The sequence below is a fragment of the Brucella sp. BE17 genome (genome assembly GCF_039545455.1).
Taxonomy (GTDB): domain Bacteria; phylum Pseudomonadota; class Alphaproteobacteria; order Rhizobiales; family Rhizobiaceae; genus Brucella.
Window position 1 is genome coordinate 654,675 of the sequence record NZ_CP154468.1, and the last position, 22,236, is coordinate 676,910.

Below are 22,236 nucleotides of genomic sequence, written 5' to 3' on the forward strand. Positions count from 1 at the left end.
GGTCCGCAGAGAGATTGAAATACAGCTTTTCGGATTTAAATCCGGAAAGCACTCGTGAGACCTTATTAAACTAGTTGGGTTTCAGGAAGGGGTAGGCTATGTCTATAATGGCGAAAAAATCATAAAACAGGCGCGGGTCACGATAGTTTGAAGACAGTCATGATTATCGGGGGCGGTGCAAGCGGTGTCATTCTTGCCGCACAAGTGCTGGCCCATGCACAGCACCTTCATATCCGTTTGTTCGAACGTTCGGGACGGGTCGGCAGTGGCATCGCCTATTCGACACAAAATCCCAGCCATCTACTGAATGTCCGAGCCGGTAATATGAGCGCTTTTGCGCAACAACCGGAGCATTTTCTTCATTGGTTGCAAAAGCGCTCGGAAACGGACGGGGGGACTAAATGGTCAGAGCAATCCTATGCGCCGCGAAAATTGTATAACCTCTATCTTCAGGATCTGATTGCGCCTTACCTTGAGGATGAAAAACCGCGTCTGGTGATCGAGACATGCGAAATCGTTGGCATCAAGATACAGGACGGCGCTCCTTGCGTGAAGGCTTCGTCCGGCGCGTCATTTTCAGGCTCTGCCTTGATTGTGGCAACCGGCAACGAGGCGGCGATTGCTGTCAGCGGCGGTCGCGTCAGGGAATACTGGTCGAGTTCGGGCTATTTCGACATTCCCGCAACCGCATCGGTTGCAATCTTCGGCACCGGACTTTCGATGGTCGACAGCGTCCTTTCCCTGCTCGACCGGGGCCATGAGGGCCCGATCCATGCCTTGTCGCGACGCGGTCTCGTGCCTGCCCGGCATGAGCATGTTGAGCCTTTCGCGCTTTCAGCCGATCCTCTGTTTGCTTGTGCCAGTCTTTCCAGCTTGCTCAGCCACATACGCGCGCTGATGCGCGAAGCGGCAGCGAGCGGCTCGGACTGGCGGGCCGTCATGGATTCCTTGCGTCCTTTTACAGGGAGCCTATGGCAGCGGCTGTCCCTTACTGAACGCGAAAGCTTCCTGCGCCATTTACGCCCATGGTGGGATGTTCATCGCCACCGCATGGCCCCGCGCGTGGCTGATCGCATCGATGCGGCGCGCGCCTCAGGCCAGTTGCAAATCGAGGCGGGCCGACTTTTATCGGTCAGGGAAGGGGAGAACGGCGTAGCGATCCATTACCGACGTCGTCATCGCCGCGAGAGCGCTGAACTTACGGTCGCGACGATCATCGACTGCCGCGGTGGCAATCCGCGTTTTTCCACCACGCGCAATCCCGCCCTCGCCGGCCTGATGGAAAATGGTCTGGGGCGGCCCGATCCGCTTGATCTCGGCCTCGATGTTCGCGACGATTTGCGGCTGATTGATGCGCATGGCGGATCGGCTGCACCGATCTATGCACTCGGCCCGTTGACGAAAGGTCTCTTCTGGGAGGTCACGGCTGTTCCTGACATCCGCGTTCAGGCTGCACAGTTGGCAGGGTTTCTGCTTAGCGATAAAATATAAGCTGTATTATCCCCGCAGGACACCTCGCCGGTGAGGCGAATGCGCCCTTAGAAGTGTGTCGCAAATACACGCTATGCTGGAAATTTTCAAAAATTTCAGCTCTTCGTCGATTGTTGCGCGATAAATCATTGAAACCCATTGCCAATTTATTACCTGACCGGTCATAATAATGACAACGGAATAGTTGATTCCCTATATTCACCGGCGGAGCCTTTCCGTCGCTGCCTGTCGAGGCCTTAAGCTTCGGTGAGCGGTGGGGTGAAACTTTCTCGCAAAACTGTCCGGCGGTGTCTCGTCGGATGTCCTGACAGATGATAGAAATAATTGGGTAGGAGGCCTTGGGCGCATGACGATGGACGGCAGAATGCTTTTCCTGCTCGTCCTTCTTCCGTTTCTTGGCAGCGTCATCACGGGTCTTTTCAGAGGTGCGGATCGCAACGGCTCGGCGTGGTTCACCGCTGCAATCGCCCTTGTGGCCTTTATTCTTACGGCCAGTCTGTATCCGGTCGTTTCCGACGGAAGGGTGCTACGTGGCACTGTAGAGTGGCTGCCCGCATATGGGCTGAACGTCAGCTTGCGCATGGATGGTTTTGCCTGGCTTTTCGCCATGCTGATCACCGGCATCGGCCTGCTCGTGGTTATCTATGCGCGCTATTATATGTCGCCGGACGATCCGGTGCCGCGTTTCTTCTCGTTCCTTCTCTCCTTTATGGGCTCGATGCTCGGCATCGTCCTTTCGGGTAACATCATCCTTCTGGCGGTGTTCTGGGAATTGACGAGCATTTTCTCGTTCCTGTTGATCGGCTACTGGTATCATAATGCCAGTGCGCGCGATGGTGCGCGCATGGCGCTGACGGTGACGGGCATCGGCGGCTTCTGCCTGCTGGCTGGTATGCTTCTTCTCGGTCATATCGTCGGTAGCTACGATCTCGATAAGGTGTTGGCGGCGGGCGATATTGTCCGCGGGCATCCGCTTTATGCGGTCGCACTTATTTTGATTTTGCTTGGTGCCTTCACCAAGAGCGCGCAGTTTCCGTTCCATTTCTGGCTACCCAATGCCATGGCAGCACCAACGCCAGTTTCGGCCTATCTGCATTCGGCAACTATGGTGAAAGCTGGTGTGTTCCTGCTTGCCCGGCTTTGGCCGGTGCTGTCGGGTACCGAGGAATGGTTCTGGATACTGGGTTGCGCGGGGCTGATGACGCTTCTGCTTTCCAGTTTCTTCGCCGTCTTCCAGCAAGACCTCAAGGGCCTGCTCGCCTATTCCACCATCAGCAATCTCGGGCTGATTACCGCGCTGCTGGGCCTTGGCAGTCCGCTTGCCGCGGTCGCTGCGATCTTCCACATGGTCAATCACGCCATCTTCAAGGCATCGCTGTTCATGGCGGCCGGCATCATAGACCACGAGACTGGCACGCGCGACATGCGCCGCTTGAGCGGATTGCTGCGTCCCATGCCCTATACGGCGACGCTCGCCATGGTGGCGAGCGCTTCCATGGCAGGCGTTCCGCTTCTCAATGGTTTCATTTCCAAGGAAATGTTCTTCGCCGAGGCGGTCGAAACCCATCTTGCCTCATGGCTCGATACGATCACGCCCTATGTGGCAACGCTTGCCGGCATTTTCACAGTGGCCTATTCGGTGCGCTTTATTTATTCTGCTTTCTTCGGACCACCGCCGCATGATCTGCCGCGTGAGCCGCATGAGCCGCCGCATTGGATGCGTCGCCCCATTGAGCTTCTGGTGCTGCTTTGCCTGTTGATCGGCATTGTGCCGGGGCTTTCAATCGGGCCGTTTCTGAATTCAGCCGTGATTGCGGTGCTCGGCGATCAGACGCCGCATTATAGCCTTTCGGTCTGGCACGGATTTAACCTACCTTTGATGATGAGCATCATCGCAATGGTTGGCGGCGTTCTGCTGCACTGGCTGTTGAAAAACTATCTGGCCAACAGCGAAGACGGTCCGCCCTTGTTCAGGCACCTGCAAGGCCAACGCATTTTCGAGCGTGTTTTGGTGACGCTGTCGTGGAACTGGGCGCGCAAGGCGGAAAACTTTCTCAGCACACGCCGCCTTCAGCCGCAATTGCGCATCATTGTGGTGGCTGCAATTCTCGTCGCGGCGTGGCCGCTAATCGAGGACGGGCTTTATGCGGGTGGCGTGATGCCTCAACCGGTCGACCCGATTTTTGCAGGCCTCTGGGTGCTGGGTGGTGTTTGCGCGATCGGTGCGGCCTGGCAGGCGAAATATCATCGACTTGCCGCCTTGATCCTGCTTGGCGGGGCCGGGCTTGTCACCTGCCTCACCTTCGTATGGCTTTCCGCGCCTGATCTCGCCGTAACCCAGCTTCTGGTGGAAATTGTCACCACTGTTCTGCTGCTGCTTGGCCTGCGCTGGCTGCCAAAACGTTTCGAAGATCCCGATCCAATGCCGGTAAGAATCGGACCGCGCCTGCGCCGTTATCGCGATTTTGCACTGGCTATTGGTAGTGGTGCCGGGGTTTCGCTCATTGCCTATGCGATGATGACGCGACCGCTTTCCGGCAGCATTGGTGATTATTTCCTTCAGAAGGCCTATTCGGGCGGCGGCGGCAAGAATGTCGTCAATGTTATTCTGGTGGATTTCCGAGCCTTCGATACTTTTGGCGAAATCGCGGTTCTGGGCATTGTCGGACTGACAATATTCGCGCTTCTGCGTCGTTTCCGTCCCGCCTCGGATACGACCGGATCGACCGCACAACAGAAAATCCAGGATGCTTACGACGAGGTTATGCCGGACCGTAAAGCCGGAGAGACGCTTGCCGATTATCTAGGTGTTCCCTCAGTCATCATGCAATGGCTGTTCCCGGTGATCATTGTTCTCGCCGTACATCTGTTCTTACGCGGCCACGATCTGCCAGGCGGGGGATTTGCCGCCGGTGTTGCACTGGCGATTGCTTTCCTGCTGCAATATCTGGCTGCAGGCACGCGCTGGATCGAGGATCGACTGCGCATTCTGCCCTTGCGCTGGATCGGCTTCGGGCTTTTGTGCGCCGCAATGACCGGGGCGGGAGCGTGGCTGTTCGGCTATCCGTTCCTGACGAGTTTTTATCAATATGCGGATATCCCGCATGTCGGTAAAATGCCGATGGCAAGTGCGCTGTTCTTCGATCTCGGGGTCTTCTCGCTGGTGGTCGGCGCAACCGTCATCATGCTGATCGCACTTGCCCACCAGTCGATCCGCAAGCATCGTGTAGAAAAACTCGCCGCGAGTGCGAAGGAGGAGAACTGATGGAACTGGTTCTTTCTCTGGCAATCGGCATTCTGATGGCGTCCGGCATCTGGCTGATCCTTCGTCCGCGCACATTTCAGGTCGCCATCGGTTTGTCGCTGGTTTCCTATGCGGTCAATCTCTTCATCTTCTCGATGGGGCGGTTGCGCTCTAATGCGCCGCCTGTACTGGAATCGGGTGTTGACGTGCAGCCTGCCCTTTATACCGATCCGGTGCCGCAGGCGCTGGTGCTCACCGCTATTGTCATCGGCTTTGCGATGACCGCACTTTTCCTCGTCGTGCTGCTCGCCTCGCGCGGACTGACGCGCACCGATCATGTCGACGGCAAGGAGAATTGATGATGGACTGGAAATCCCACCTCATCGTCGCGCCCATATTGCTGCCTCTGGTGACGGCAGCACTTTTGCTTCTCATCGACGAGCGCAGCCGCCGCCTGAAAATGGCGATCAATTCTATATCGACGCTCGGCCTTATCGCCATTACCATAATGCTTGCCTTTGCGGCGGTCGAAACGGCGCCCGAAGCAATCGTCTATCTGATCGGTAACTGGCCTGCTCCCTTCGGCATCGTTTTAGTGCTCGACCGGCTGGCAGCACTCATGCTGGTGCTGACAAGTCTGCTTGGCATGGCGTCGTTGAGTTTCGCACTTGCGCATTGGTACAAGGCGAGCCCGAATTTCCATACCATCTTTCAGCTGCTACTGATGGGGGTGAACGGGGCCTTTCTGACCGGTGATCTCTTCAACCTGTTCGTATTCTTCGAGGTTATGCTTGCCGCATCCTACGGTCTGGCGTTGCATGGATCAGGGCCTGCACGTGTTAAAGCAGGTCTGCATTATATTGCCGTCAATCTGCTGGCTTCGTCATTGTTCCTGATCGGTGTCAGCCTGATCTATGGTGTCACTGGCACGCTCAACATGGCCGATCTCGCGGATCGTATCACGCAGGTCGCCCCCCATGATCGCATGCTTCTAGAAGCCGGTGCTGCGGTGTTGGGGGTTGCCTTCCTCATCAAGGCTGGCATGTGGCCGCTCAACTTCTGGCTGGCACCGACTTATACGGCAGCGGCGGCTCCCATCGCGGCAATTTTTGCGATCATGAGCAAGGTCGGCATATATGTGCTTTTGCGACTGACGACGCTGATGTTTGGGATCGAAGCCGGGGCATCTTATGGTTTCGGCAATGACTGGCTTTATTATGGTGGCATGGTAACGCTCGCCTTCGGCCTGATCGGTGTTGTGGCGTCGCAGGCCATGGGACGGCTTGCAAGCTACAGCATTCTTGTCTCTTCCGGTACGCTGTTGGCAGCGGTGGGCAGCGGCAATATGGCGATGGCAGGAGCAGCCCTTTTCTATATGGCAAGTTCTACGCTGACCATCGCCGCTCTTTTTCTGCTGATCGAGCTTGTCGAGCGCGGGCAGGATGCGGCCGCCAACGTTCTTGCCGTAACCATGGAGGCCTACGGCGATGACGAGGAGGAAGAAGTCGAAGAAGACGAAGTGGGTATCGTTTTGCCTGCAACGCTCGCTATTCTCGGCATATTGTTCGGTATCTGTGCCATCTTGCTGATCGGCTTGCCACCTTTTTCGGGCTTCATCGCCAAATTCCTACTGATTGCCGCAGTCTTTAACGGCAGTACAGCAACGCCTGAACTTTCCATGCCCGTCAGTCCGGCGAGCTGGGTTCTGATCACGCTGATCCTGCTATCGGGCCTCTCGGCACTCATTGCCATGACGCGTACCGGTATTCGTACTTTCTGGGGTTCGCTCGAAGGCAATGTGCCGCGTGTTCTGGTGCGCGAGGTAGTGCCTATCGCGGGCCTGCTGGCGCTGTGTCTGGCGCTGACCATCGCCGCAGGTCCGGCCATGAAATATATGGATGCAACCGCACGTTCGCTGCATAATCCTGCTGATTATATCGACAGCGTCCTCAAAGCACCGCGCGTGGGTGCAGGCACAGAAGCGACGGAGGTGAAATGAGACGAATGCTGCCTTATCCGCTTTTGTTTGCGGCACTCATTTTGTTCTGGCTGTTGCTAAACGGATTTACGCGTGGTCAGACAATTATCGGGGTTCTGGTTGCATTTTTCGCTTGCCAGACCATGACGGCGCTTGAACCGCAAAAGAACCGGATCCGCTCGCTTACGACGATCCTGAAACTGTTCGGAACGGTAAGCCTCGACATTTTGTTGTCGAATATCGCGGTCGTGCGCATTATCCTGTCCGGACGCAAACGTGTGCGCCGCGCCGGCTTCGTGGTCATTCCGCTGGAGCTGGAAAACCGTACCGCGCTGGCTGCCCTTGCCTGCATGATTACGGCAACACCCGGTACTGCCTGGGTTGATCACCATGCTGCAAGGCGCGAACTGACCATTCATGTACTTGATCTCACCGAAGCGCAGGAATGGCGCGACCTGATCAAAAGTAAATATGAGAAGCCGCTGATCGAGATTTTCGGGGCTGAAGATGTGATGCCGGAGGAAAAATCCGCATGAGTGCAGTCATTCTCTTCTGGTCTTTGCTTGCAGCTCAACTCATGCTGGTTGCTGCCATGGGCTGTGTGGTCTATCGGCTGGTTGTGGGGCCCCGTGCGCAGGACCGGGTGCTGGCGACCGATGCGCTTTATCTCAACGCACTGCTTCTGCTTCTGACATTCGGTATCCGCACCGGTAGCGTCATCTATTTTGAGGCTGCGCTGATCATAGCCCTCCTCGGCTTCGTCGCCACCGTGGCGCTTGCCAAGTTCCTCATGCGCGGGGAGGTGATCGAATGATCCATGCAGCTGAAATCCCGGTCTGGGCCGCCATCATTATATCGACCCTTCTGGTCGGCGGAGCCTTCCTTACCCTTGTCGGGTGCATCGGTCTGGTGCGCTTCAAGACATTTTATGAGCGCGTGCATGCTCCCACGATTGGTTCCTCGTTTGGTGCTGGGGGAATCCTGATAGCATCGATCATATTTTTCTCCATCTTGCAATCGAAGCCGATTTTGCATGAAGTGATGATTGCCGTCTTTGTGATCGTCACAACGCCGGTTACGCTCATGCTGCTCAGCCGCGCCGTGATTCATCGCGACCGGACCCAGGACAGCAGCGAGCTACCTTCTTCTTCCGACCCCGATTGAGGCCGGCAGAGTTCGTGCCTGCGGCGCGAGAGCCGGATTTCTGGCTTCCCGCCGCAGAGTTTGGGGAATGGTCACGGCCTGCTCTTTAGGGAGCGGCCGTTAGTGGCTCTCAAAAGGGTGGGGTTCTTTTCGATCTATCCAGAAAAGACCAACCTTTCAATAAAAGCCATAACCTCGCCGAATCTATTGCACGAGTTTCTGTCTTTTCAGGTCAGGGTGGGAGCTGTCAGCGGCATTTGGAGGAATGTCGCAGGCTGCGGCCAATTGTCCTGATGGCCTTTGTTTTCAGACGGACGGATTGAAGGTTTTCTAAAGTTTGATTATCTGAATTTCAGTAATTTCTGTAAATTCAGAATTTACGGGAGAGAGAATTTGGAATTGTCACCAATCGTTCAGTCGTTCGTACTCCACTTCGGGGAGATGGGCAGCCGTTGGGGCATCAACCGCACCGTGGGGCAGATTTATGCGCTGCTCTATCTGTCGCCGGATCCGCTTTGTGCCGATCAGATCGTCGATTCGCTCGGCGTATCTCGCTCGAATGTTTCCATGGGCATTCGCGAGCTTCAGGGATGGAATCTTGTGCTGTTAAAACACATCCCCGGAGATCGCCGTGATTTTTTCACCACGCCCGAAGATGTGTGGCAAATTCTGCGTACATTGGCCGAGGAGCGCAAGAAGCGCGAAATCGACCCGACATTGAGTGTCCTGCGAGAAATCCTGATGGAGGCACCGCAAGGCGACAGTGACCGCTACGCACAGGACCGCATGAAGGACATGTACGGTCTGATCGAACGGCTGACCAATTGGTACGACGATGTCAAGAAACTCGACACCGACCGGCTGACCAGTCTTCTGGCGCTTGGCGCCAAGGTGACCCGTTTCCTTGAGACCACGGACAGGATCGTGGCTCTGGGGCGCGGGCGAGCATCGGCCAAGAAGGAGCCTAAGAAAGAGTGACATCCGTTGTCCCCCGAACGGAACAGCTAACGACGGACGGCAACAAGGCAAAACGCGACAAAGGTTCTTCGCGCCGTGCCCTGCGCCGTCCTGTTCCATCCGTACTCAAACGGGGGGCATATTTTCAGACGCTGGCCGCGCTCTTATGGCTGCCGCAGGCTGGGCTTATCGCTTATGCCATCGGGTGCCTTGCGGATATCGGCTTCGACAGCACGCTTTATTATGCAGCTTTCGGTATTTTCCTGATTGGCTGCGCGCGCGCCATCATCGATGCTGCCGGTGCCGCAATGGCCTATGACGCGGCCCGTACTGAGCTGACCCGGTTGCGTGAAAAGGCCATCGGCGTCTTGTCGTTGCGCTCGCCGCTTGACCGCACCCGCCCATCTTCAGGCGAGGCGGCCAGTATTCTGGCCGAACAGGCGGAGATGGTTGTGCCCTATCTTTCGCGTTTCGTGCCGGTGCGCATCCGAGTCATGCTGGTGCCGCTGGCAATCCTGTTTGTCGTGCTGTGGTTTTCATGGATCGCCGCACTGGTTCTTTTGATCGCCGCTCCGCTCATTCCAATTTTCATGGCACTGATTGGCATGCGGGCGAAGGCTGCAAGCGAGAAGCAACTTGCGGCACTCGGCGGCATGAACGGCTTTTTACTCGACCGGCTGCGTGGCCTTGCCACCATCCGCACATTTGGTGCGGTGGATAGCACTGCTATCCGGCTGCGCGACAATGCCGAAACGCTGCGCAAGAGAACCATGCATGTGTTGCGGATCGCCTTTCTGTCTTCGGCGGTGCTGGAGCTTTTTGCAGCGCTTGGCGTTGCCATGGTTGCCGTCTATATCGGTTTTCACTTGCTCGGCACGCTGCAATTCGGGGCATGGGGCCAAAAACTCAATCTGGGTGAGGGGCTGTTCATCCTGCTTTTGTCGCCCGCCTTCTTTGAGCCGCTGCGCGATCTTTCGGCCGTCTGGCACGATCGCGCGTCAGGCGAAGCGGCTATCGATTCACTGGAAAAGCTCGCACAGATCGAAACGCCGATCGTTGGCGCCGTTACGGCAGATAAATTTTTGGAAGCCGAACCTTCCATACAATTGCATCGCGTCGATTTTCATTATCCCGGTGGCGCAAAGGTTCTTGAAGCATTCGATTTTTCTGCAGAGGCTGGCGAACATGTTGCGTTGCTTGCGCCCAGCGGTTTTGGCAAATCGACCATTCTGGCGCTGATTGCAGGCCTTGCAGCACCTGATGGCGGCACGATCAAAATCGCAGGCTTTGCCATGGACAACGACGATGTCGGAAACCGGGCCGCAAACTTGCGGAGCCGCATGCGCTGGGTTGGGCAGAAGCCCCACATTTTTGCGGGTTCAGCGCGCCACAACATCACGCTCGGACGCAAGACCTCTGCTGCAGCAATCGCGGAAATCATCGATAACATGGCGCTTTCCCATGTCGCCGGTATCACGGGCAACGGCCAGATCGGTGAAGATGGTGCCGGGCTTTCCGGTGGCGAAGCCTTGCGGCTCGCGCTGGCGCGTAGCGCAGTTGACGCGAAAGCCGATATCATCCTTGCCGATGAACCGACCGCGCATCTCGACCGCGAGACAGCTATGGAGATCACTGAAAGTCTGCTGCGGCTTGCAAAAGGCCGGACGCTGATCGTCGCCACCCACGACGAAGCGCTGGCAAGCCGCATGGATCGTATCGTTCGTCTTGATGAGCGGGAAACCCTGCCAGAAAGAAGGGCTGCCGAATGAACGCGCTGCAAACCTTGCACCCCATCCTCGGCCTGTTCTTCAGGACAAAAGGCAGAGCACTTGTCGCCGGAATGATTACTGCCACCGTTACGGTATTGGCCGGGATCGCACTGCTCGGCCTCTCGGGCTGGTTCATCACCGCAACTGCAATTGCCGGATTGAGCGTGGCAACAGCCATCGTGTTCGACGTTTTCGCACCTGCCGCCGGTATCCGCCTTCTGGCCATCCTACGCACTGGCTCGCGTTATCTGGAGCGCCTCGTTACACATGATGCGACGCTCGCTATTCTCGCCGCCATGCGTGAAAAGCTTTTCCGCAGTTGGGCGCGACCGGCGGCGGCAGAAGCACTTTTGAAACGCCCGGCACAACTTCTTTTTCGCCTGACCGCGGATATTGACGCGCTGGATTCACTTTATCTGCGCGTGATCGTGCCGATGGGCGCGGCCCTTGCCACGGCACTTATCACAGGCTTGGCGCTCGGCCTCATGCATCCACTCTTTGGCTTTGCCGTTTTTCTGCTGCTTCTGGTGGCAGGGCTTGGCCTGCCACTTCTTGCAGCAAATAAAGCGCAAAAGCCGATGCGTCGCCGCGCTAAGGGCACGGAAGCTCTGCGAGCGCGCACGGTCGATCTGGTTGCGGGCCAGACGGAACTGCTGCTTGCTGGGCGCATGCAGGCGCAGGAAAACGCTCTCGCTCATGCTGACCGTTATCTTGCAGGTGCTGATTACGCCCTCAACCGTATAGAGATCAGAACCGGTGCAGGCCTTGGCATCGTCCAGTCCGCCCTTCTGGCGGGCAGTGTCGTGGCCGTCGGCTGGCTCATTCAGGCGGACGCTATTAATGCGCCCGTTGCAGCCCTTGCCGTGCTGATTGTGCTTGCTGCGATGGAACCCTTTGCAGCGCTACGTCGTGGTGCCATGGAACTTGGCCGCACCGTGATAGCCGCACAGCGCATCGCGCCACAATTGCAAATGCATGACATTAACCCCACCTTGCCCGTTCCGGCCGAAGGCAGCGCAGTTACTCTCGCCGCCGCCTCTGTCCGTCACGAGGGGGCCGTGGTCGATGCGCTCAAGGACATCACATTGGATGTAGCCATTGGCGAGCGGGTTGCTATCGTCGGTCAAAGCGGGGCCGGAAAATCGACCCTGTTCAACCTTTTGGCTGGTGAAACTATTGCGCGAAGCGGTGGTGTCAAAACTCTGGCCGCCACGCTTTTAACCCAACGTAGCGAACTTTTTCAGGACAGTTTGCGCGATAATCTGCGTCTGGCAAACCCGACTGCCGACGATGCGGCGCTCAACGATGCGCTCGCATTGGCCGGACTTGGCGGTTTTGTCGGTGAGCTTCCTGACGGTCTCGATACGCCACTTGGCGAAGGCGGACTTGGTCTTTCGGGCGGGCAGGGGCGGCGTCTGGCATTGGCGCGGCTTTTTCTGAGCGATGCGCCGCTCTGGTTGCTTGATGAACCGACAGAGGGGCTGGATGCCACGACGGCATGCGATGTTCTTGAGCGCTTGCATGTTGAGGCCGAACGACAGGGCCGGACGTTGCTCATCGCTACGCATATTCGACGTGAGGCCGAAATCTGCGAACGGATCATTGTTTTCGACCAAGGGGCGTTAATTCAGTCTGTTTGCAGAAATAACGCGCGCTTTGACGAAATTCTGCAAGCCATGCGGTAAGCCGGATGGTGCAACAGAACTGACTGCAAGCAGACTTAATTTGTGTGTGTTCTTAGGAGGGCCGGGTTTTCCGGCTGAAGCAGATGGAATTCGATATTGTCTCCCTGTCACGATTGCAGTTTGCGATCACGGCACTTTATCACTTCCTCTTCGTGCCTCTCACATTGGGGCTTTCCGTGCTGCTCGCCATCATGGAAACCGTCTACGTGATGACGGGGCGACTCATCTGGCGGCAGATGACGAAATTCTGGGGTAGTTTGTTTGGTATCAACTTCGTGATGGGCGTTGCGACAGGCGTCGTGATGGAGTTCCAGTTCGGCATGAACTGGAGCTATTACAGCCATTATGTCGGCGATATTTTTGGCGCTCCGCTGGCGATAGAAGGCCTGATGGCCTTCTTTCTTGAAGCAACTTTTGTCGGACTGTTCTTTTTCGGCTGGGACAAGCTTTCAAAAATCGGACATCTGATGGCCACTTATGCGGTTGCTGCGGGCTCCAATTTTTCCGCGCTCTGGATTCTCATCGCCAATGGCTGGATGCAAAACCCAGTAGGATCAGCATTCAATCCCGAGACCATGCGCATGGAAATCACCGATTTCTATGAGGTGCTGATGAACCCGGTGGCGCAGGCGAAATTCGTGCATACGGTTTCCGCCGGTTATACGACGGCTTCGATGTTCGTGCTCGGTGTGTCTGCCTGGTATCTCATCAAAGGCCGTTCGACGGAACTCGCCAAGCGCTCGATGACGGTCGCGGCCTCTTTCGGACTGGCGGCCTCACTTTCGGTCGTGGTTTTGGGTGATGAAAGCGGCTATCTCGCCAATGAACATCAGAAGATGAAAATCGCGGCCATCGAGGCGATGTGGGAGACTGAACCCGCGCCCGCTTCCTTCACTGCTTTCGGCTTTCCGGATCAAAAGGCGCGTGAAACCCATTATGCCGTGCATATCCCATGGGTCATGGGGCTGATCGGCACACGCTCGCTCACCACCCCGATCGAGGGGATCGACGATCTGGTGAAGAATGCCGAAGGACACATTCGCAACGGCATCATTGCCTATGATGCGCTGCAGACAATCCGTGCTTCCCGCGATACATCTCAGGTGCCGCAGGACATCAAGGATGCCTTTGCCGACAACAGCCGCTGGATGGGCTATGCGCTGCTGCTCAAGCGTTATGTCGATGATCCGCGCCAGGCGAGTGATACGCAGATAACACAGGCTGCTAACGATACGGTGCCGGGTGTGTTGCCGCTATTCTGGGCGTTCCGCATTATGGTCGGCATCGGTTTTCTGCTCATTGGCCTGACTGCCACCTTCTTCGTGCTTTCGGCACGGCGCAAGCTCGACCATTATCCATGGCTGCTGAAACTCGCGGTGTTGGCCATTCCGCTGCCGTGGATCGCCATTGAGATGGGCTGGATCGTTGCTGAATTCGGACGCCAGCCGTGGATTATCGAGGGAATATTGCCCACAGCGGTCGCGGTGTCTGATCTTGGCGCTTCGACGGTTCTTGCGACCATTATCGGCTTTGTCGCAATCTATACCGTCCTGTTCATTATCGAGATGGGCCTTATGCTGCGTGCCATCAAGGCAGGCCCGGAACCCGACAGCAAACCAGAAGCCATGCTTGCGCCTGCTAGCATCGCACCTGCGGAGTAAGGATCATGATACTCAGTGATTTACTGGACTACGAAACCCTGCGTCTCATCTGGTGGGTTCTGCTTGGCGTATTGTTGATCGGCTTTGCAGCCATGGATGGTTTCGATCTCGGTGTCGGTATTCTTCTGCCCTTCATTGGCAGGACGGATATTGAACGGCGCATCATCATCAATACAATCGGACCAGTCTGGGAAGGCAACCAGGTCTGGCTGATCCTCGGTGGTGGTGCCATTTTTGCTGCGTGGCCGCCGCTTTATGCGGTGTCTTTTTCCGGCTTTTATCTGGCGATGTTCATCATCCTGTTTGCGCTGATCCTGCGTCCAGTCGGGTTCAAGTATCGGTCGAAACGTGACAGCCAGGCATGGCGTACCGGATGGGACTGGGCGCTGTTTATTGGCGGATTTATACCTGCTCTGATCTTCGGCGTGGCGGTCGGAAATGTGCTTCAGGGCGTACCGTTCCGCCTCAATGACGATCTGCGAATATTCTATGATGGATCGTTCTTTGGCTTGCTCAATCCGTTTGCGCTTTTATGTGGCCTGCTTTCGGTCGCCATGCTGACCATGCATGGCGCATCATGGCTGGTGCTCAAGACAACGGCGGCAGTGCAGGCACGGGCACGAACCGTCGGCTCTGTTGCGGCTCTGGCCACGATCGTGCTTTACGGGGTTGCGGGTGTGATAAGCTGGATGTGGATTTCGGGCTACCGGATCACCAGCGCCATTGTTACAGATGGCCCGTCTAACCCGCTACGCAAGACGGTGGAATTCGACCATGGTGCGTGGTTCACCAATTATGCGACTTATCCCGTGCTGCTGATCGCCCCTGCACTTGGTTTTATCGGCGCGTTCGCCGTATGGGCCAGCATTCGAAAACGCGGCGAGGTTTCAACGCTCCTGTTCGGTAAGCTTTCAATCTTCGGCATTATCGCATCAGTCGGCGTTTCGATGTTCCCGTTCATCCTGCCATCCTCGATTGATCCGCGTTCGAGCCTGACTGTGTGGGATTCATCCTCGAGCCATACCACGCTATTCATCATGCTGGTGGTGACCCTCATCTTCCTGCCGATCATCGTCGCCTACACCTCTTGGGTCTACAAGGTTCTGTGGGGCAAGGTGGAGAAGGACATGATCGAAGACGAGAGCAATCACGCTTACTAACAGAGAAAGGAAAGCGAAATGTGGTATTTTGCCTGGCTGCTCGGACTGCCGCTCGCAGCCGCTTTCGCGGTGCTGAACGCCATGTGGTATGAATTGATGGATGATCGGGCGCGCAAGCGTCTGGCGGTCGATCCTACCATCGACATGTCGCGCGAAGGCAACAAGCATCATTGAATGATGCTTTGGAAATTCAGTCCGTCGGCAGTTGCCGGCGGGCCCACTCGCTTCTGGGAATTGCCGCACCGACTGCATAGCGAAACGAAACGATCTCCATCGTTTTAGTATCGGCCTCACATTTATAATCGACCGCGTACCATTGCCCGTAGCTGCGGAAAGCACCGTCGGAAACAGTCATGCCGGATGCTGAAACCGAACCACGATCGCGCGCCAGCATGTCGGGAAAGGTGCCGGACCTGTGATGGCGTATCTGCTCCAGCGCCTCGATATTACAGACCTGGATGATGCGCTCCTGCGGTGGCAATCGACCCAGTGCCTGTTTGACACGCGGATCGGCAAGGGCGTCTTTTGAATAGAGTTTTCGCGCCTCGCTCAGCTTTTCGTTTTCAGGCTCTGCAGCTGATGCCTTAGCCTGTTTGTCGGTCGTTCCCGATGGTGCCGAACCACCTTGCGCCTCAAACTGCTCTTCAGTCGGCTTCCCGGCGTCATCTGCGGGCTTTTCCTCTCCCGTGCCAACCTTCTCCAGCTCTTGCTCGGGTTGTTTCTCGGCAAGTGCGGATTCGAAGGCCTGCGGCTTTGCCTGTGCAGGCGGCGGAGGTGGAACCGGATTATCCTGTTCTGGCTTAGGTGGAGATAACTGTTCGGGCGGTACCAGCTCGACATTGACGGCTTGTTCGGAGAGGGGTTCAGCGAGTGACGGCAAGCGTACGATCAACAGAAATGCTACCGCAAGATGCAGGAGAACTGAGACCGCAAGTCCCCATTTCCATTCCTTCGATGCGCTTTCCATCGCATCCTGCATTTCCATGCAGCACTCCCGTCATTCGTAGAACTTTCAGCTAAGCGGTATAGACAGTTCCGCCACGAAATCATAGGCGTCGCCGCGATAGAGCGATTTGGTGAGCTCTACCGCCCGCCCCGAAGCAAGATAGGAAATGCGTTCGATGGAAAGACCGGCGTCGCCAGCGTTCACACCGAGAATGCGCGCATCCGGGTCCTTTATATTGCAAGCTGAAATGCGCTGCACGGCACGCACCGGGTGAAAGCCGCTACGGCCCAGTTGCGCATAAAGCGAGCCTGCGACTGCATCGGGATCGGGCAGGACTTCGGCAGGCAGGCTGGCGCGTTCGATTGCCAGCGGCAGATCACTTGCCATGCGCAGACGACCGAGGCGCGCAACGCGGGTTTCGGACGCAACGCCAAGCTTCATCATTTCCTCAGGCGAAGGATAATATAGCCCACGCTCCAGCCACTTCGATTGCGTGCTAACCCCGCGTCGCGCCATATCCTCGGTAAACGAGGTCAGCATGGAAAGAGATTGCTGAACACGCTCGCCGGGGCGCACGACAAAAGTGCCGGAGCCGTGCCTGCGCACTAAAAGGCCGGATTTCACCAGATCATCGACGGCGCGGCGCACAGTGACACGGCTGATGCTGGCATATTCGGCAATATCGCGCTCGGGCGGCAGCGCCTCGCCATCGGCAAGATGACCGGAGCGAATTGCCGTTTCCAGTGACTGGCGCAAGCGCATATAAAGCGGTCCCGCGCCAGAGCTGGGCGCTGCCCCTTGCAGGTCTTTCGGCAAAAAGATGCTGAAATGATCGCTCATGATTGCGCCTCGCCGCCATAGCGCTTGAAAGAGAGTTGCAAGGCCCCCGTCAGCGCATCCGCCTGCGGCTCGACCAGAAGCGCCTGCAAATCCCGTGGCAGCCAGTCGGCATAAAACCTCGCCATGCCGCCAAGCAGACTGATGCGCTCTGCCCCCTGAACAACAAGCATTGCAAGCGTTTCGCTGATGTAAGCCGCTGATCTCTCCAGAAGCAAGGTTGCGACCGTGTCGCCCTTATTGGCATATTGAAAAATGCGCGGCGCATATCTGCCGAAATCGCCAGGCTTGGCCTCCCACGCAAATTCGACCAGATTGTCCGGCTTGTTCGAGAACTCGTCGAGTATGGCGGTGGTGAGCGGACTACCGGGATGAATGTCATCATGCACGAGCAGGCATTCCTGCAACAGGCTTTGTCCGAGACGCGCGCCGCTCCCAAGATCGCTCAAGGGAAAACCCCAGCCGCCGACCGAACGGATACTTCCCTTATTGCGCATGATATAGGCGGTGCCGGTGCCCAGGATCGCAACCGCGCCGTCCTGGTCGCCAAGCGCGCCTTGTAGTGCAATCAGCCCGTCGAATTCTACATCGGCGTGCGCAAAGGGCAGGGCGCGCTCAATGGGTAGGCCAGCATCCTCGACATTGCCACCGGCAAGCCCCAACACGGCATGGCTTTCGGTATAATGGCTCTGGTCAATACCAGCGTTGGCAAAGGCGTTGTCTATAGCTGCGCGCACATGGACCAGCGATGTCTGCGGGTCTGTGACGATATTAGCCGATCCGCTTTCGCCGCGTCCCAAAAGCGCGCCGTTATCTGCCGCAACCACAGCTCGGCATCCGGTGCCGCCGCCATCCACGCCTATGAAAAATTCAGCCATACGCTACCTCCATATTGAGGATACCAAAAAAATACCATTAACCAAGTGGATTTATCGTATTGGAGGAAATTCTCTTACTGCATTGATAAGATTTGGTAAATTATTTTCATGCAAATTTTATGAGAGAAATTCGTAAACTTCTCTGGACAATTGGTACGTGTTTGGCATTAAATCAAGGCAAAGGGGAAGCGCATTTTTCGCCTCTTTTGCGTATAGCGCTTAAAAACGGGAGAATATCACATGGTTCGCAATATGGTGAAACTCGCGCTGCTGGGGTCTACCCTGCTGGCCTCTGCGGGCACAGCACTCGCACAGGAAGTTACGCTGACGGTGGAAAGCTGGCGTAATGACGATTTGCAGATCTGGCAGGAAAAGATAATTCCGGCCTTTGAAGCCACGAATCCAGGTATCAAAATCAATTTCGCGCCAAGCGCGCCAACCGAATATAACGCAGCGCTCAATGCCAAGCTTGATGCCGGCTCCGGCGGCGATCTCATTTCGTGCCGCCCGTTCGACACCTCGCTCGAACTCTTCAACAAGGGCAAGCTCACGGATCTCACTGATCTCGAAGGCATGAAGAATTTCTCCGATGTCGCCAAGGCGGCATGGAGCACGGATGATGGCGCAAAAACCTTCTGCGTGCCGATGGCCTCAGTCATTCACGGATTTCTGTATAACAAGGATGCTTTCGAACAACTTGGCGTGACGCCGCCTGAAACCGAAGCCGAATTCTTCGAACTGCTCGAAAAGATCAAGGCTGACGGCAATTATATTCCGATGGCCATGGGCACCAAGGATATGTGGGAAGCCGCAACCATGGGCTACCAGAATATCGGCCCGACCTACTGGAAGGGCGAGGAAGGTCGCAAGGCGCTGATCGCGGGCAAGGAAAAGCTGACCGATCCGCAATGGGTGGAGCCATTCACCGTGCTTGCCAAGTGGAAGGATTATCTTGGCGACGGCTTTGAGGCGCAGACCTATCCCGATAGCCAGAACCTGTTCACGCTTGGCCGTGCAGCGATCTATCCCGCCGGTTCATGGGAGATCGGCCCTTTCAGTCCTCAGGCCGATTTCACGATGGGGGCATTCCCGCCACCGGTGAAGAATGCGGGCGATACCTGCTATATTTCCGACCATAACGATATCGGCATCGGGCTGAACGCAGCGAGCAAGAATGCCGAACAGGCCAAGGTGTTCCTCAACTGGGTTGCTTCGCCTGAATTTGCGGAAATATACGCTAATGCCTTGCCGGGCTTCTTCAGCCTCAATTCGACGCCGGTGAAGCTCACCGATCCGGTGGCGCAGGAATTCGTCTCCTGGCGCGAAAAGTGCGAGCCGACGATCCGTTCGACCTATCAAATATTGTCGCGCGGCACACCAAACCTTGAAAACGAGACATGGGTGGAATCGGCCAATGTCATCAACGGCACCGTGACCCCGGAAGATGCGGCCAAGAAGCTGCAACAGGGTCTCGACAGCTGGTACAAGCCTGCTCAATAATTAGTATGGGCGAATACGGGCGGCGGCTTTTTGAGGGGACATGCCGCCCGTGTCTTTTTGGGTTCTGCTATGTGCATTCCCTAAAACACGAACATAACAAGCGAATGCCGACATGAGCCAGACTGCCGACATGACAGCGATAGAGCCAAAGCGCCGGCGGCCGCAAAGGCGCTGGCATATTCTGGTTTTCTTACTGCCCTGTGTACTGATCTATACCGTGGTGATGGTATTGCCGCTTATTGAAACGCTGCGACAGGCTTTTTTCAATGTCGTGGACGGCCAGCGCGCCTTTGTCGGCTTTGCTAATTTCAAGGTGCTGTTTGGTGATGCGAACTGGTCGCGTGATTTTTGGAATGCCTTGAAAAACAATGTGATATTTTTCATTATTCACATGTTGGTTCAAAATCCGATCGGAATTCTTCTCGCCGCAATGTTGTCTCTGCCCAAACTTCGCTTTGCCGCGTTTTACCGCACGGCGATCTTTCTGCCGACACTCTTGTCCTTCGTAATCGTCGGCTTTATCTGGAAGCTGATCTTGTCGCCGATCTGGGGCGTTGCGCCGTGGATGATGGATCTGGTCGGAATGAAATGGCTGTTCGGCCCGTGGCTCGGCAGAGCCGATTCAGCACTGATTACGGTGTCGCTGGTATCGGTGTGGCAGTTCGTCGGTATTCCGATGATGCTGATCTATGCAGCCCTTCTCAATATTCCCGATGAAATCATCGAGGCTGCCGAATGCGACGGTATTACCGGCTGGAGCCAGTTCTTCAAGATCAAGCTGCCGCTGATCCTGCCGTCCATCGGGCTGATATCGGTCATGACTTTCGTTGCCAATTTCAATGCCTTCGACCTCGTCTATTCGATGCAAGGCGCATTGGCCGGCCCTGACAAATCCACTGATATTCTCGGCACCTTCCTTTATCGCACCTTCTTCGGCTTTCAGTTGCAACTCGGCAATCAGGCGATGGGTGCGACCATTGCGGCCGTCATGTTCCTGATCATTCTGGCCGGTGTGTCGCTTTATCTCTTCGGCATCCAGCGCCGTATGCGCCGCTATCAGTTCTAAAGGAGGGATCATGTCGAAAGCCCGTACATCGCCTCTTCGTTCCACGTTCGTCCATGCAGCGCTGATTTTATACATGGCTGTAGCCGTATTCCCGGTGGCGCTGACGCTGATCAATTCGTTTAAGAGCCGCAATGCAATTTTCCGTACGCCGCTGCAATTCCCAACTTCAGAAACATTCAGTCTGATCGGTTATGAAACGGTGCTCAAACAGGGCTCGTTCCTGACCTATTTCCAGAACAGCGCCATCGTAACCGTGGTGAGCATTGCTCTCGTCATTCTGTTTGGCGCTATGGCGGCTTTTGCACTGGCCGAATATCGCTTCAAGGGCAATACGCTGATGGGGCTTTATCTGGCCATCGGGATCATGATCCCGATCCGTCTTGGAACAGTGGCATTGTTGCAGGGCATGGTTGCTGCGGGACTGGTCAATACATTGACCGCATTGATCCTCGTCTATACCGCGCAGGGCCTGCCACTGGCGATCTTCATATTGTCGGAATTCATGCGCACGGTTTCGGATGATCTCAAAAATGCCGGACGCATCGACGGCATGTCCGAATATGCTATCTTCTTTAAACTGGTGCTGCCTTTGATCCGCCCAGCCATGGCAACAGTTGCCGTCTTCACCATGATCCCGATCTGGAACGATCTGTGGTTTCCGCTGATCCTGGCACCGGGCGAGGCCACCAAGACGGTGACCCTCGGCTCTCAGCTTTTCATCGGCCAGTTTGTCACCAACTGGAATGCGGTGCTCTCAGCCCTTTCGCTGGCCATGTTCCCGATCCTCATCCTCTATGTCATCTTCTCGCGGCAACTGATCCGCGGCATTACCGCAGGAGCAGTGAAATGACTGCGCAAACACCGATCCGTGTCCTTGCCGCTGGCCTTGGCAATATGGGCCGCAGTCACGCGCTGGCCTATCATCGCAATCCAGGTTTTGCGATTGCAGGTCTCGTCAACCGCACGAAAGTACCTGTGCCGGACGAATTGTCCGGTTATGAAATCCATCCTTCGTTTCATGACGCCTTGCGCGAATTGAAACCCGATCTTGCTTGCATCGCCACCTATTCGGAAAGTCACGCCGATTATGCGGTTGCTGCGTTAGAACAAGGCGCGCATGTGTTCGTGGAAAAGCCGCTGGCGACGACGGTTGACGACGCGCAGCGAGTGCTTGATTGCGCGCGCGCCAATGGGCGCAAGCTCGTCATTGGCTATATATTGCGCCATCATCCCTCATGGATACGGTTGATTGCAGAGGCACGCGCCCTTGGTGGGCCTTATGTTTTCCGTATGAACCTCAACCAGCAATCTTGCGGTGCTACATGGGAGACGCACAAGAACCTGATGCGCACGACGTCACCGATTGTCGATTGCGGCGTGCATTATGTCGATGTCATGTGCCAGATCACCGATGCGAAACCCGTCGAAGTGCGCGGCATGGGCCTGCGGCTCACCGATGAAATCGCGCCAGACATGTATAATTACGGTCATTTGCAGGTGCTGTTCGATGACGGCACGCTGGGCTGGTATGAAGCGGGCTGGGGGCCGATGATGTCGGAAACAGCTTTTTTCGTCAAAGACGTGATCTCGCCCAATGGCTCAGTGTCCATCGTCATGAACGAGGCCGCGACAAAGTCCGACGATGTGGATGCGCATACCAAAACCTCGACTATCCGCATTCACCAAGCGAAGCGGGGGGAGGACGGCAGATTTGCCGAGCCTGACACTGATCTTTCCATGGCTGATGAGCCCGGGCATCAGGAACTCTGCGAGCGCGAGCAAGCTTTTATGCTCAAAGCCATCGTCGAGAATATCGACCTCAACCGCCATATGGACGATGCGCTGCAATCGCTGAAAATCTGCCTTGCCGCCGATGAGAGCGTGCGCCTTGGCGCACCCGTAAAACTATAAGGAACTGCCC

Annotated in this window: 20 protein-coding genes; 17 read left to right on the plus strand and 3 right to left on the minus strand. The window is 56.2% G+C overall.

The features are described 5' to 3' along the window. The first annotated feature begins 147 nt into the window (after positions 1-147). The 13 genes from AAIB41_RS14385 to cydX all read left to right on the plus strand — a co-directional run bounded on the left by AAIB41_RS14385 (position 148) and on the right by cydX (position 15,262). The gene (locus AAIB41_RS14385) at positions 148-1,491 is read left to right on the plus strand and encodes an FAD/NAD(P)-binding protein (RefSeq protein WP_343315965.1); all 1,344 of its coding nucleotides are present in this window, start codon (positions 148-150) and stop codon (positions 1,489-1,491) included. A gap of 346 nt (positions 1,492-1,837) precedes the next feature. Beyond that, positions 1,838-4,756, plus strand: a complete 2,919-nt coding sequence (locus tag AAIB41_RS14390) for a monovalent cation/H+ antiporter subunit A (protein WP_343315966.1) — start codon at positions 1,838-1,840, stop codon at positions 4,754-4,756. Then, on the plus strand, positions 4,756-5,094 hold the full coding sequence (locus AAIB41_RS14395) for a Na+/H+ antiporter subunit C (protein ID WP_343315967.1): 339 nt from the start codon (positions 4,756-4,758) through the stop codon (positions 5,092-5,094). The genes AAIB41_RS14390 and AAIB41_RS14395 overlap by 1 nt, the downstream gene beginning before the upstream one ends. 2 nt (positions 5,095-5,096) lie before the next feature. Further along, the gene (locus tag AAIB41_RS14400; protein WP_343316082.1) at positions 5,097-6,734 is read left to right on the plus strand and encodes a monovalent cation/H+ antiporter subunit D; all 1,638 of its coding nucleotides are present in this window, start codon (positions 5,097-5,099) and stop codon (positions 6,732-6,734) included. Then, positions 6,731-7,249 (plus strand): Na+/H+ antiporter subunit E, encoded by a 519-nt coding sequence (locus AAIB41_RS14405; RefSeq protein WP_343315968.1) that lies wholly within the window; start codon positions 6,731-6,733, stop codon positions 7,247-7,249. Before AAIB41_RS14400 ends, AAIB41_RS14405 begins: the two co-directional genes overlap by 4 nt. Further along, entirely contained in the window at positions 7,246-7,527 is a 282-nt protein-coding gene (locus AAIB41_RS14410; protein WP_343315969.1) for a K+/H+ antiporter subunit F, read from the plus strand. The genes AAIB41_RS14405 and AAIB41_RS14410 overlap by 4 nt, the downstream gene beginning before the upstream one ends. Next, positions 7,524-7,877 (plus strand): monovalent cation/H(+) antiporter subunit G, encoded by a 354-nt coding sequence (gene mnhG / locus AAIB41_RS14415; protein WP_343315970.1) that lies wholly within the window; start codon positions 7,524-7,526, stop codon positions 7,875-7,877. The genes AAIB41_RS14410 and mnhG overlap by 4 nt, the downstream gene beginning before the upstream one ends. Positions 7,878-8,249: 372 nt before the next feature. Continuing rightward, positions 8,250-8,834: a GbsR/MarR family transcriptional regulator gene (locus AAIB41_RS14420; protein WP_343315971.1), complete on the plus strand. Its 585-nt coding sequence runs from the start codon at positions 8,250-8,252 to the stop codon at positions 8,832-8,834. A gap of 80 nt (positions 8,835-8,914) precedes the next feature. Continuing rightward, positions 8,915-10,582, plus strand: a complete 1,668-nt coding sequence (gene cydD, locus AAIB41_RS14425) for a thiol reductant ABC exporter subunit CydD (RefSeq protein ID WP_343316083.1) — start codon at positions 8,915-8,917, stop codon at positions 10,580-10,582. After that, positions 10,579-12,267, plus strand: a complete 1,689-nt coding sequence (gene cydC / locus AAIB41_RS14430; protein WP_343315972.1) for a thiol reductant ABC exporter subunit CydC — start codon at positions 10,579-10,581, stop codon at positions 12,265-12,267. Before cydD ends, cydC begins: the two co-directional genes overlap by 4 nt. Before the next feature lie 83 nt (positions 12,268-12,350). Continuing rightward, positions 12,351-13,928 carry a cytochrome ubiquinol oxidase subunit I gene (locus AAIB41_RS14435; protein ID WP_343315973.1) on the plus strand — a complete coding sequence of 526 codons (1,578 nt, stop codon included), beginning with the start codon at positions 12,351-12,353 and terminating at the stop codon, positions 13,926-13,928. A gap of 5 nt (positions 13,929-13,933) precedes the next feature. After that, positions 13,934-15,088, plus strand: coding sequence for a cytochrome d ubiquinol oxidase subunit II (gene cydB, locus AAIB41_RS14440; protein ID WP_343315974.1), 1,155 nt, complete (start codon positions 13,934-13,936; stop codon positions 15,086-15,088). A gap of 18 nt (positions 15,089-15,106) precedes the next feature. Beyond that, positions 15,107-15,262: a cytochrome bd-I oxidase subunit CydX gene (gene cydX / locus AAIB41_RS14445; protein WP_343315975.1), complete on the plus strand. Its 156-nt coding sequence runs from the start codon at positions 15,107-15,109 to the stop codon at positions 15,260-15,262. A 16-nt stretch (positions 15,263-15,278) separates the two neighbouring features. On the opposite strand, the gene AAIB41_RS14450 is transcribed toward cydX, so the two are convergent. From AAIB41_RS14450 to AAIB41_RS14460, 3 genes are read right to left on the minus strand one after another with little or no spacing between them, the layout of a single operon-like run. After that, a complete protein-coding gene (locus AAIB41_RS14450; protein WP_343315976.1) occupies positions 15,279-16,073 on the minus strand; it encodes a DUF930 domain-containing protein in 795 nt (264 codons plus the stop codon). A 27-nt stretch (positions 16,074-16,100) separates the two neighbouring features. Beyond that, positions 16,101-16,874 (minus strand): GntR family transcriptional regulator, encoded by a 774-nt coding sequence (locus AAIB41_RS14455; protein ID WP_343315977.1) that lies wholly within the window; start codon positions 16,872-16,874, stop codon positions 16,101-16,103. Then, a complete protein-coding gene (locus AAIB41_RS14460) occupies positions 16,871-17,749 on the minus strand; it encodes an N-acetylglucosamine kinase (RefSeq protein WP_343315978.1) in 879 nt (292 codons plus the stop codon). The genes AAIB41_RS14455 and AAIB41_RS14460 overlap by 4 nt, the downstream gene beginning before the upstream one ends. Positions 17,750-17,989: 240 nt before the next feature. Between AAIB41_RS14460 and AAIB41_RS14465 the strand changes: the two genes are divergently transcribed. The 4 genes from AAIB41_RS14465 to AAIB41_RS14480 all read left to right on the plus strand — a co-directional run bounded on the left by AAIB41_RS14465 (position 17,990) and on the right by AAIB41_RS14480 (position 22,226). Then, positions 17,990-19,249: an ABC transporter substrate-binding protein gene (locus AAIB41_RS14465; protein WP_343315979.1), complete on the plus strand. Its 1,260-nt coding sequence runs from the start codon at positions 17,990-17,992 to the stop codon at positions 19,247-19,249. A 112-nt stretch (positions 19,250-19,361) separates the two neighbouring features. Beyond that, the gene (locus AAIB41_RS14470; RefSeq protein WP_343315980.1) at positions 19,362-20,315 is read left to right on the plus strand and encodes a sugar ABC transporter permease; all 954 of its coding nucleotides are present in this window, start codon (positions 19,362-19,364) and stop codon (positions 20,313-20,315) included. 10 nt (positions 20,316-20,325) lie between these two features. Further along, positions 20,326-21,165, plus strand: coding sequence for a carbohydrate ABC transporter permease (locus AAIB41_RS14475; RefSeq protein WP_343315981.1), 840 nt, complete (start codon positions 20,326-20,328; stop codon positions 21,163-21,165). Further along, entirely contained in the window at positions 21,162-22,226 is a 1,065-nt protein-coding gene (locus AAIB41_RS14480) for a Gfo/Idh/MocA family oxidoreductase (RefSeq protein WP_343315982.1), read from the plus strand. The genes AAIB41_RS14475 and AAIB41_RS14480 overlap by 4 nt, the downstream gene beginning before the upstream one ends. Positions 22,227-22,236 lie beyond the last annotated feature (10 nt).